The following is a 12,195-nucleotide window of genomic DNA, read 5'->3' as shown; positions in this document are numbered from 1 at the left end:
GCCAATAATTTCTTATGGGGATATGGGGCGTTCATGGGTCTTGTCTTTCGCTGGCTGGTACGGATTGCTACGGGCCTGATCCTGTTGGCCGTTGCGGCTGTGGGCCTTGTCTACTTTCTGGCCAGCCAGTCCCTGCCGGATTATGATCAGACCGTCGAAGTCAACGGGCTGCGCGCCCCGGTCGAGATCGTGCGCGACACCGCCAATGTTCCGCATATTCTGGCCGAAAGCGACCCGGACGTGTTCTTTGGCCTAGGCTATGCCCATGCGCAGGATCGCCTGTGGCAGATGACCGTGATGCGTCGCACGGCGCAGGGCCGTTTATCCGAAGTGTTTGGCAAGCGCACTGTCCCCATCGACAAGCTCTTGCGCCGTTTTGACTTGTACAGCCTGGCCCACCGCTCGGTCGAAGTGCAGGACGATTACACCAAAGCTGCACTGCGCGCTTATTCTGCCGGCGTCAATGCCCGGCTGGATGAGATCAATGAGAACGCATTGGGTCGCGGCGCGCCCGAGATGTTTCTGTTCAACGCATCTGTTTCGCCGTGGCAGCCCGGCGACAGCATTGCGATTATCAAACTGATGAGCCTGCAACTGTCTGGCCATTTGAAAGATGAGGTCCTGCGCGCTCGCACTTCCCTGATGCTGAACGATCCTCAGCGGCTTGCCGATATCCTGCCAGACGTACCGGGCGCGGGCATCGCAGCGCTGCCGGAATATGCGTCTTTGTTCCCAGAACTACCGCGCTATGCCGAAGGCACGCCGATGCCAGACTCGCCGCTGTCACCATTCCCTAAACGCGGCTTGGCCGGGGCGTCGAACGCGTGGTCCGCCGCGCCTTCGCGTTCGGCGATCGGGGGGACCCTGCTGGCCAACGACCCCCATCTGGGCCTGACCGCACCCGGCATTTGGTACCTGGCACGGCTTGAGCTTGCCAAAGGCGGTGTCATCGGTGCGACCATTCCGGGCGTTCCCGCGATCATGACGGGCCGCAGTGACCGGCTGGGCTGGGGTCTGACGTCGTCTTACCTGGACGATCAGGATGTTCACATCGAACAACTGAACCCGGAAAACTCAGAAGAATACCTGTCGCCCGAAGGTTATAAACAGTTCCGCTCGCGCCCCTCAATCATCGAGATTAAAGATGAAGCCCCAATCACACTGACCCTGCGCTGGACCGAGAACGGACCCGTCTTGCCCGGCAGCCACTACGATCTGGAAACGATCACCCCGCCCGGGCACGTTGCCTCATTGGCCTGGACCGCGCTCAGCCCGCGCGACACGTCGATGACGGCTTCGATGGCTTTAATGAATTCAGACAATGTCCGCGAAGCCATCGATGTGGCCGAGCTGTTCATTGCGCCGTCGCAAAATCTGTCGCTGGTCGACAAGGAAACGATTGGCATGAAGCTGATCGGCGCAATGCCTGGCCGGGATCTTCGCAACCAAAGCCGCGGCCGTATCCCAACGCCCGGTTGGTTGGCCGAGAACCTGTGGCAAGGCCGCTTGCCTTATGCAAACAACCCCGAATTCGTGACACCAGCAGGCGGGATTCTGGGCAATACAAACAACAAGATCATCGACCGCCCTTTCCCCAACCATGTTTCGTATGAATGGGGCGATACGCAGCGCGTGCACCGTTGGGAACGCCTGATGCAATCGCGCGAGGTTCACACCCGCGACAGCTTTATCGAAGCGCAACTTGATACCGTCAGCTTTACCGCCCGTTCGCTTCTGCCGCTAATCGGCGCCGATCTTTGGTTTACCGGAGCATCCGCCCCCGAGGGCACACCGGAACGCCAGCGTCAGGTTGCGCTGGCCCTGCTGGCCGAGTGGAACGGTGAGATGAACGAGCACCTGCCTGAACCGCTGATCTATGCCGCATGGTTGCGTGCGCTGCAAATCCGACTGATCTCGGACGAGCTGGGGCCGCTGGCGGCCGAATACAAACATGTTGAACCGCTGTTTATCGAACGGGTCTACCGCGATATCGACGGCGCCTCGGTCTGGTGCGACGTGCGCCAGAGCGCGCCGGTAGAAACATGCACTGACATGGCGCGGTTGGCGCTGGATGATGCGCTGATCTGGATCAGCGAGAAATACGGTGGTTCGCTGGAATCGCTGCGCTGGGGAGATGCCCATCAGGCCACGCATGACCACCCGGTTCTGGGCACGGTTCCCGTTCTGCGGTTCTTCGTCAACATCCGCCAATCCACCAGCGGCGGCGACAACACCCTGCTGCGCGGGCGGACATCGGGCGAAGGGCCCAACCCTTTCCAAAACGTCCACGGCGCGGGATATCGCGGTGTCTATGATTTTGCCGATCCCAACAGCTCGGTATTTATCACGGCAACGGGTCAGTCGGGGCATTTCCTGTCGCGCTACTACGACGATCAGGCCCAGCTTTGGCGGCGAGGTGAGTATATCCCCATGTCACTGGACATGGATCTGGCCCGCGCGGCAGCGGTCGGCGTAACCAACCTGACCCCGCGCTGATTTCACTGCTTCGGCAGGACCTTGCCCCTTTTGCAAGCTGCCGTGGACGCGCGCAGGTGTTTTCGCCTACGATCTGCAAGCCGACAATTCGGGACCTTGGGGGTACAGATGGCCAGTTTTCGGGATATGTTGAACAATCTCGCACGCGATTACGCAATCGCGTGGAGCTCAGGCGACCCAAATGCGGTTGCCAGCTTTTTTGCCCCCGACGGGCAGATCACGATCAACCGGGGTGAACCAATTGTCGGCCGTGCCGCCGTCGCAGACATGGCGCGCGGATTCTACGCCGACTTCCCGGATCTGGAAGTGCGCTGCGACATGCTGCGATGGGCCGGATCACACGCGATTTTTGTCTGGACACTGGAAGGTCATCATTCCGAGACCGGCAACCACGTGGTCACACGTGGTTGGGAAGAATGGGAGCTGACCGAAGACAACGAAGTCCAATCTTCGCTTTTCTGGTTCGATGCAGACGACTATCAGCGCCAGATAGACGGGCAGTAGCGGACGCCCCGCCTAAACGCGCGTGATCTGATAGTCGCGCGGAATGCCTTCTGTCACCTTGAACCAGGTCGAGGCTTTGGTTCGCGCCTGATGGGCGTCAAAGGCCGCTTGGTTTTCAAAAATTTCGTGTACGTTGAACCGACCGGGAATATCCGCGTCTTCTGTGACGTCGAATGTGATGCAACCCGGTTCGGCCCGAGTCAGGGCGATGTGGTCCGGCAACGCCTCCCGCACCTGTGTGACACGGTCGGCAGGCACCGAAATATGACCACGCAGAACCACCTTAACTTTTGCCATCGTGACCTCGCTTATCGATCAAAGCGCGGCGAACTGCGCCGCCTGCTTGTCGGTCCACAATACGGTGATCTGAAATCCGTCATCCGTCTGCTCTTCGGATTGAACGACATCCTGACGGAACAGCCACGCACGCTTGTTGCCTTCGGCAAATGCCAGCGTCAGAACCATCTCGTGCCGAACCCCCTGCAAATTAACCGCGATCTCGGCCAACAAAGGTTCGATGCCTTCGCCCGTCACAGCAGAAATGGCAAAGATCGACGGGTCGCGGTCGGCCCGGGCAAACGTGGCCTCGCGCTCATCTTCGTTCAACAGGTCGATCTTGTTCCAGACCTCAAGCCGGGGCCGTTCGTCATCAACGCCCAACGAGGTCAAAATGGTCTCGACATCCCGGGCTTGCGCCTCGGTGTCTTCATGGCTGATGTCGCGCACATGCACGACGATATCTGCGCCCAGAACCTCTTCGAGTGTGGCGCGGAAGGCCGCGACCAGTTCGGTCGGCAAGTTCGAAATGAACCCCACCGTGTCCGACAGAATCACCTCGGGACCATCGGGCAGCTCAACCCGCCTCATCGTGGGGTCCAGAGTTGCGAACAGCATGTCCTTGGCCATCACCTCGGCACCGGTCAGGCGATTGAACAAAGTTGATTTGCCGGCGTTCGTATAGCCCACCAACGCAACAATCGGATACGGCACCTTGGCTCGCGCAGCACGGTGCAATGTCCGGGTCTTGATCACCTTCTGTAATTGACGGCGCAGTCGCACAAGCTGATCGTCAATCGCCCTTCGGTCAGCCTCGATCTGGGTTTCACCGGGACCACCGACAAACCCCAACCCGCCCCGCTGACGTTCAAGGTGGGTCCAGGCGCGCACCAGACGCGTACGCTGATAGCTGAGCGCGGCCATCTCGACCTGCAGCACACCTTCACGAGTACGGGCGCGGTCGCTGAAAATCTCCAAAATCAACCCGGTCCGGTCGAGAATTTTGACCTTCCACGCTTTTTCCAGATTGCGTTGCTGAACGGGGGTAACCGGCCCGTCGATCAGAACCAGCTCGACCTCGGCGTCATGAAATCGTTCGCCCAATTCTTCGATCTTGCCGGTCCCGAACAAAAGCCCCGGCTGGGCACGCGGCAGGCGCACAATATCGGACCCGATCACATCCAGATCGGGCAAAGCGGCAGCCAGCGCCACCGCCTCTTCCAGCGCCGGTCCAGGAACACGGCGCTGTTCATCTGATTTGATTTCCGGATGCAGCACCCAAGCCCGGGTGCGCGTCCTGTCATGTTCCATCAAGAGGCGTCTTCGCCCTCATACAGGTTGATCGGCTGCGACGGCATGATCGTAGAAATTGCGTGTTTATAGACCAGCTGCGACTGTCCGTCGCGGCGCAACAATACGCAGAAATTGTCGAACCAGGTGATGACACCCTGCAATTTCACACCGTTGATCAGGAAAATTGTGACCGGGACCTTTGCTTTCCGTACATTATTCAGGAACGCGTCCTGCAGATTCTGTCTGTCCGAAGCCATATTATTATAATCTCGCCATTGTTCTTGCTACGCGCTGCGGACCAACGCGCTCCCTCTGGCAGAGTATGGAGTGTCGTTAACCGATATTCCAGATGAAAAATAAGGTGTCGGCAAAGGTGAGGATTCTTAGTCTCGCCAGAGGGTTGGCGTAATCAGCGCAATGATCGCCAATGTTTCCAGTCGCCCGATCACCATAGCCGCACACATGGTCAGCTTTGCGCCCCAGGGCAAATCGACCAGACGGATGGGAACATCGGTGGCCAGTTCGATCAGCGGCCCGGTGGTGCTGAGTGCCGCGACGCTGAGGACCATCGCCTGTTCAAACCCCGACCCCATCGCGGCCAGCAGCAGATTGAACAGTGCTGCGGTCAGGGCGAACATCATCAGGAATATCCAGGCGATAAAGGCTCCGTCGCTTTGAATGCGACGGTTACCGCCGCCAATGCCACTAACGGATGAGGGATAGATCAACCGATCAATCTCGCGCGCGCCATTGAGGTACAGGGCAAAGACCCGCAACAGTTTGACCCCACCCGCCGTTGTGGCCACCCCACCTCCGATCAGGGCGAGACCCATCAGGATCAGTCCGGGGGTGCCAAGGCCGGACAATTGCTGGGCATCATTCCAGTTTGCGCTTTCGAAACCGGCTGTGGTCAGGAAAGACAACGCCGTAAAGATCATGCCCCAAATCACGCTGAGTGCCTGAAGCGGTTCCAGCTGATTGCCGATTTCCAGAACGCCGGCCCAGACGCGCGCGAACAACAGTGCCGCGACGACAACCACAATCATCAAGCCAATCCGGAATTCGGGGTCTTGGTCCAGCCGGGAATAACCTGTGGTCGCCGTATCGGTCGAAAACGTCAGCCGCGACAAAGCGAAGAACAGGAACAGAAACAGGATCGCCTCGCCCGTTATGCCTGCCTGCGCCCCCTCCAGCCCGCCGACCGGAGATATCCCCGACGTGGCCATGGTTGACATGGCGTGACACACGGCAGTCAAACCGTTTTCGCCAGCGATCAGTAGCAATATCCAAATGGTTGAGGTCAGACCGGTATAGACTGGTGTCAAGGTCCGGGTCACACGGATCAGACGGCCGCGGGGGTCGACCTCTTCGCTTTGTGCGACGCCCGACACCGGGCGACCGGGCTGGCCGCGCGCCGTAATCTCGAACCCGCCCAGCGACAAGGGCGCCAGAATTGCAGCGGCAGCAATCCACATCAGCAAGCCGCCCATCCAGCCGACCAAAGCACGCCACAGGTGTAGAGGTGCGGTCAGGCGATCCGGGTCCGGAAACAGATCTGCACCGGTGGTGGTCACAGCACTGACCATATCAAAATACGCATTCAAAAAGGTGGTGTTGCCCAAGGCATCATGCAGCGGAATCGCCAGAAACAGCGGCAGAACGGTAAAACACCCCAGCAACACGGCCAGTTGCCCAAGCGTCCCACGTCGCGGCACCCGATTTGATGCTGCCACAGCGATCGTGGATACCACGAACAGTCCCAGAAGGCCGGAATAGAAAAAGGATCGCGACGTGTCGTGATCATCCAAGGCCAGCGCGTAAATCGCTGGAATCCACATCGACAACGCAGCGATTCCCGAGATCAACAGAAACAGCGGCAATCGCTGTATCAAAGTGATCTGTTGTCTCAGAGCGCGCGCCATCAGAAGAAATCAATTGAAACCTGCATCAGGCGCTCGACCTCGGGCACGTCCTTGGCCATCGCAAAGATTGCCACCACGTCCTTTTCGTCGATCCGCAGGCTGCCTGTCGGGCGCAAAAGCTCATCGCCTTTTCGTACAGCACCCACCAGAACGCCTTCGGGAAAATCGATATCCCGCAGCTTCTGTCCTGCCATGGGCGAGGTCGACAGCACCTCGGCCTCGATCACTTCCGCCTCGGCATCCCCGATAGAATACACCTGCCGCACCCGCCCGTGGCGAATATGGCGCAGGATCGAGCTGACAGTGGTTGCACGCGGGTTGATATAGGCGTCGATCCCCAGTGGGCCCATCAGGGCAACCATGCTGGGATCATTGATCAAGGCAATTGCCAAGGCACAACCTTCGGCCTTGGCCCGCACCGCAGCCAGCATGTTGGCACGGTCGTCATCGGTGACCGCCAACATCGCGTCGGCGCGCTCGATCCCGGCCTCGCGCAACAAAGCGGCATCCAGCCCGTCGCCATTCAGGACAATCGTCCGTTCCAGTGTTTCGGCGGCTATTTCAGCGCTTTGGCGATCACGCTCGATCACCTTGGCGCGCACGCGGCTTTCACGCTCTTCCAACGTCCGGGCCACTTCCAACCCGACATTGCCGCCACCAACGATCACGACGCGGTCCTGCTTTTTGTGGGTCTTGCCGAAAACCTCCATTGTGCGGTCCACGTCTTTGACATTGGTAAAGACATAGCATTCGTCGCCGACAAATAGCTGATCTTCGGATTCAGGCGCAAACAGCGTTCCATCCCGCCGAACACCGACAACGATTGAGCTGAGCGTCGAAAACAGGTCCGTGAGCTGCCGCAATGGCGTGTTCACGATGGGGCAATCTTCGTCAATACGGATGCCCAACAGCTGCGCCTGCCCATCCATGAACATCTCAGTATCAAAGGCGGACGGGGCCGAAAGGCGGCGCATGGCAGCAGCTGCGACTTCGCGTTCAGGGCTGATCACGACGTCGATGGGCAAGTGGTCACGACGGAACAGATCCGAATGGATCGCCTGCAAATACGATTTAGCCCGCAACCGCGCGATCTTGCGCTGGATGGAAAAGATCGAATGCGCCATCTGGCAGGTGACCATATTCACCTCGTCCGAATGGGTCGCCGCGATGATCATATCGGCATCCCGCGCGCCTGCGCGTTCCAGCACGTCAGGATAGCTGGCAAATCCGGCAATCCCCTGAACATCCAGCGTTTCCGTCGCCCGGCGCACCAGATCGGGATTGTTGTCCACCACCGTTACATCATTCAGTTCGCCCGACAAGTGCCGTGCGATCTGCCAGCCGACCTGACCGGCACCGCATATGATGACCTTCATGTTTCTGGCCCTTCTGCCTGAAATCCTTGAATGACAGATGCCCCCAAAGCGGTCAATTGAATTGTCATTCGGGCGAAGCTGGGGCAAGATAACCCTATGAAATCAGTGCTTCACTTACTAATTCCTCTGACCGTCCTGTCCGCATGCAGCGGCCCACTTTCGCTGTACTACCGCGAAGGTGAAAGCGTGTCGCGCGCGCAGTCCGAGACCACGCAATGTCAGGTTAAGGCGGTAAATGACGTTCCCGTGGCTAATCAGGTGCGGCAAAGCCCGCCCACATACTGGCCGGGACGCACTTATTGCGACAACCGGGGGCACTGCTATCGCTCGCCTGGTTGGTGGGAACCCGGGCGCGTGTATACGGTCGACGTGAATGCCGGTCTGCGCAATCAGGTCGAGGCCCAATGCATGGCCAAAAAAGGCTTTCGTCCGATCAGCCTGCCACCCTGCAAACAGAGCGTAAAGTCTCAGGTTCCACCTGCGCGCACAACGAAACTGCCGCCGCTGGGAACCCAATCCTGCTATGTGAAATTCGACGACGGCTCGTTTCAGATCATCACCCCGGGTCAGGCAGGGTAAAGCCCCGGCGGATTACTCCGCCGGTTCTGGTTCGTCGATCTGCGCCACCCGCGCCCCGGATTTGTTCGAGGTCACAACACCAAGCGATTTCAGCTTGCGGTGCAGCGCGCTGCGTTCCATGCCCACAAAGCTGGCAGTTCGGCTGATATTGCCACCGAAACGGTTGATCTGGGTCAGCAGGTACTCACGTTCGAACGCCTCGCGCGCTTCCCGCAGCGGCAGCGTTGCCAGCGCACCGGACAAAACCACGCGGCCCGAGTCGTCGGTTTTCTCTTCTTCGGTTGGCAATTCGCGGGCTTCGATCGGGCCTGTTCCATCGCCCAGGATCAGGACACGCTCGATCAGGTTCTTCAGCTGACGCACATTGCCGGGCCAGGTCATGGTCTGCAACAATGCCACCGCCTCTTCCGAGATTTCGCGAATCGGTAAGCCTTGGGTTTCGTTACACATTTCGATGAAATGCTGCGCCAGAACCGGAATATCCTCGCGACGGTCCTCCATCGAAGGCACGGCGATCGGCACAACGTTCAGGCGGTGATACAGCTCTTCGCGGAACCGGTCAGCTTCGATTTCGGCATCAAGATCGCGATTTGTCGACGAGATGACCCTCAGATCCACTCGCACCTTGTCAGACCCGCCTACCCGCTGGAATTGCTGGTCGACCAGAACCCGCAGAATCTTGGATTGCGTCCCTAAGGGCATGTCGGCCACTTCGTCAAAGTAGATCACGCCTCCGTGGGCCTCTTCCAGCAAGCCGGATTCGATCCCGCGTTCCGTTGACTCGCGCCCGAATAGCACCTCTTCGACGCGCTCAGGTTCGACCCCTGCGCAGTTAACGATGACGAAAGGGGCGTTGGCGCGGTTGGAATGGGCATGGATATAACGCGCGGCAATCTCTTTGCCTGACCCGGCTGGCCCGCTCAACATCACGCGGCCGTTCGACTTGGTAACCTTGTCCAGCTGGCTCTGCATCGCCCGGAACGAGGCCGATTTGCCGATCATGTCCGAGTTTGTGACCTCGCGGCGCTTGAGCGAGGCATTCTCGCGGCGCAAGCGCGAGGTCTCCATGGCGCGGCGGATCACGACCATCAACTGGTCTATGTTGAACGGCTTTTCGATAAAGTCGTAAGCGCCCTGCTTGATCGCCGCCACAGCAATTTCGATATTTCCGTGACCGGAAATGATCACCACCGGCACGTCAGGGTTGTCGCGTTTCACCGACTTCAGGATATCGATCCCGTCCATGCGGCTGTCTTTCAGCCAGATATCAAGGATCAACAGACCCGGCGGCTCAGAATTGATCGACGACATACACTCGTCCGAGTTTGCCGCCAGCCGGGTGGAATAGCCTTCGTCCTCCAGAATGTCGGACACCAGTTCGCGAATATCGCGTTCGTCATCTACGATCAGAATGTCGCTCATCTTTGGCCTGCTTTCAGTTTGTTAGTATGAATTGCCTGCTTTTGTGGCGCTGCGGTCTGGGAAATATTGCCCCCTGGCAAACGGATCACGGCCATCGCACCGAAATGGTCCTGTCCGTCGAAAACGGGCGCGTCTTCCAAAGTCAGCGCTCCGCCATGTTCTTCTATGATTTTCTTGACGATGGGCAGGCCCAGCCCCGTGCCTTCGTCGCGCGTGGTGACATAGGGTTCAAATAACCGCGCCCGATCTTCGGGCAACCCAATGCCATTGTCCGCTATTGTAATGATCGTACCCGTATCATCGTTGGAGATGTCCACTTTGATCTGTGGCTTCAAATTTTCTGGCGGGCCTTTTTTCTTAAGTGTTTCAATGGCCTCACCCGCGTTCTTTATCAAGTTCGTCAACGCCTGGTTCAACATCGTCGCATCGACATCTGCCAGGATGGGGTTGTCTGGCAACGTCGCGTCGATCTGAACGTCCGGCTGTCCGGCTTGCTGCAACAACACGGCTTCGCGCACCAAGTTAACAACGTCTTCCTCACGCCGAACCGGTTCGGGCATCCGCGCGAATTTCGAAAACTCGTCCACGATCCGCCGCAGATCGTTGGTCTGCCGCACGATCACATCGGTCATGGATTCAAGGCTGTCACAATCCTCTTCGTTCAGTTTGCGCGAGAATTTGCGCTTGATCCGTTCCGCGCTGAGCTGGATCGGCGTTAGCGGGTTCTTGATCTCATGGGCAATACGGCGGGCCACATCGCCCCAGGCCGCCATGCGCTGTGCACTGACCAGATCGGTCACGTCATCAAAGGCCACCACGTAGCCTTCCAAACCGCCATCCTCACCGCGCCGGATCGCCATGCGCACGAGCAAGTTTTCCAACCGCCCCTTGCGCGTGACCTTAACCTCACCCTGTACGGCCTCTTGACCGCTGGCTTTCAGATTTTCGAACAAGGGAAGGAATTCGGGAACTGCGATGCCGATAGCCAATTGTTCTTCACCGCGCGACCAGTCCAGAAGACGCTCGGCCGAGCGGTTTACGAATGTGACACATCCATCCGAATCGACGCCGACTACACCGGACGTCACCGAGCTCAGTACAGAATCGAACAGGCGGCGGCGGCGTTCAATTTGACGCGTGTTTTCCAACAACGTTTCGCGTTGGCCTTTTAGTTGCCGCGTCATCTGATTGAAATAACGACCTAACATGGCGATTTCGTCATCGCTGGCTTCTTCGATGACCTGAACGCTCAGATCCCCGGCACCGACCCTTTGTGCGGCGGTTGTCAGACGGCCAACCGGGCGCGACAGGCGTTCGGCGAACCACATCCCCAAAGACATCGCGGCAAGGATCAGGATAACCGCAAAGCCCAGGTACAGGAGCCCGAACTCAAAAAGAACCCGGCCCCTTTCACTTTCAAGCTGTTGGTAGAATTGAACCGTTTCCTTGGTGTCATCCAGCAATTTCAGCAGTTCGCCATCCACCTCGCGGCTAACATAGAGATACCGGTCCAGATAAGCCTGCAACGGCACCAGCGCGCGGAATTCGTTGTTTTGCCAATCGGCAATGATCAGAAGGCCACTGTCGGTTGCTTCAACCATCTGCTCCGGTGTCGGCGGTTCATAATTGAACAGGTAGGACCTGTCGCCACGAGATTTGATTTCGCCACCGCCATCAATGACATAGGCCTCGCGCAAGCCCCGTTGAATCTGCGATTGTCCCTGTGCCAGAACCTCGCGCAATTCGGCATCCGAGATGTAAAAGTCCAGCGTTCGCGCATTGTCGAGGAACCGAGAAAGAACGATGGCGTCCTGTGTCAGGCCGCTGCGGTGCTCAAGCTCATAGGCCTCTGCGGCGGACAGGGATGATCCGACAACCTGACGGACCCGATCCGAAAACCATCCCTCAAGCCCGATATTTACCGTCAGGCCGGCAAAGATCGCGACGGTCACTGTCGGCACCAGGGCCAGCAAGGTGAACGCACCGATCAGCCGCAGGTGCAGACGAGATCCGGCAGATTTTGCACGGCGTGCAGCAATCAGACTGAACACCTGCCCCAGAACAAGTGCTGCAACGACCAGCACATAGACCAGATCGGCCAGCAGAATCAGCCGCAGCGTAGGCGCTGCCGAACCCAAATCAAACGGACCGATGACCAGATACGTGGCCAACGCCAGAATTGGCCCCAGAAGGACCAGCCCCAAGGTGCTAAAATTGCGCAGCTTTCGGGATTTCCGCCACCGATCAATCGATAGGATCAGCCCGCTCTGTGCTCGGGTTGCCACCGTCTGCCCTCATCCTGATGTGCCGCTTGCGCGACGTACCGC

Annotated in this window: 10 protein-coding genes; 3 read left to right on the top strand and 7 right to left on the bottom strand. The window is 58.5% G+C overall.

Annotated elements, in window-relative coordinates:
- Nucleotides 1-33: 33 nt before the first annotated feature.
- The gene (locus tag AC2FI9_RS00540) at nucleotides 34-2,496 is read left to right on the top strand and encodes a penicillin acylase family protein (protein WP_496764613.1); all 2,463 of its coding nucleotides are present in this window, start codon (nucleotides 34-36) and stop codon (nucleotides 2,494-2,496) included.
- 108 nt (nucleotides 2,497-2,604) lie between these two features.
- Nucleotides 2,605-3,000, top strand: a complete 396-nt coding sequence (locus AC2FI9_RS00535) for an SgcJ/EcaC family oxidoreductase (RefSeq protein WP_496738465.1) — start codon at nucleotides 2,605-2,607, stop codon at nucleotides 2,998-3,000.
- A gap of 12 nt (nucleotides 3,001-3,012) precedes the next feature.
- Here the strand turns inward: AC2FI9_RS00535 and AC2FI9_RS00530 are convergent, their stop codons facing one another.
- The 5 genes from AC2FI9_RS00530 to trkA form a co-directional block, all read right to left on the bottom strand.
- On the bottom strand, nucleotides 3,013-3,297 hold the full coding sequence (locus AC2FI9_RS00530) for a putative quinol monooxygenase (RefSeq protein ID WP_496705367.1): 285 nt from the start codon (nucleotides 3,295-3,297) through the stop codon (nucleotides 3,013-3,015).
- 18 nt (nucleotides 3,298-3,315) lie between these two features.
- Nucleotides 3,316-4,587, bottom strand: coding sequence for a GTPase HflX (hflX, locus tag AC2FI9_RS00525; RefSeq protein ID WP_496764609.1), 1,272 nt, complete (start codon nucleotides 4,585-4,587; stop codon nucleotides 3,316-3,318).
- Complete coding sequence (gene hfq, locus AC2FI9_RS00520) at nucleotides 4,587-4,826, bottom strand: RNA chaperone Hfq (RefSeq protein WP_005982826.1); 240 nt, start codon at nucleotides 4,824-4,826, stop codon at nucleotides 4,587-4,589. Before hfq ends, hflX begins: the two co-directional genes overlap by 1 nt.
- 126 nt (nucleotides 4,827-4,952) lie before the next feature.
- Complete coding sequence (locus AC2FI9_RS00515) at nucleotides 4,953-6,491, bottom strand: TrkH family potassium uptake protein (protein WP_496723048.1); 1,539 nt, start codon at nucleotides 6,489-6,491, stop codon at nucleotides 4,953-4,955.
- A complete protein-coding gene (gene trkA / locus AC2FI9_RS00510) occupies nucleotides 6,491-7,867 on the bottom strand; it encodes a Trk system potassium transporter TrkA (RefSeq protein WP_109311769.1) in 1,377 nt (458 codons plus the stop codon). Before trkA ends, AC2FI9_RS00515 begins: the two co-directional genes overlap by 1 nt.
- Nucleotides 7,868-7,963: 96 nt before the next feature.
- Between trkA and AC2FI9_RS00505 the strand changes: the two genes are divergently transcribed.
- Entirely contained in the window at nucleotides 7,964-8,446 is a 483-nt protein-coding gene (locus tag AC2FI9_RS00505; RefSeq protein ID WP_496721695.1) for a hypothetical protein, read from the top strand.
- Nucleotides 8,447-8,458: 12 nt separating this feature from the next.
- On the opposite strand, the gene ntrX is transcribed toward AC2FI9_RS00505, so the two are convergent.
- Entirely contained in the window at nucleotides 8,459-9,868 is a 1,410-nt protein-coding gene (gene ntrX, locus AC2FI9_RS00500; protein WP_496738462.1) for a nitrogen assimilation response regulator NtrX, read from the bottom strand.
- Nucleotides 9,865-12,153 carry a sensor histidine kinase NtrY-like gene (locus AC2FI9_RS00495; RefSeq protein ID WP_496764606.1) on the bottom strand — a complete coding sequence of 763 codons (2,289 nt, stop codon included), beginning with the start codon at nucleotides 12,151-12,153 and terminating at the stop codon, nucleotides 9,865-9,867. Before AC2FI9_RS00495 ends, ntrX begins: the two co-directional genes overlap by 4 nt.
- Nucleotides 12,154-12,195 lie beyond the last annotated feature (42 nt).

It is taken from the genome of Ruegeria sp. CDSA246 (assembly GCF_059611225.1).
The sequence above is the reverse complement of the archived record's forward strand: the minus strand, read 5'-3'. Positions and strand labels throughout refer to the sequence as shown.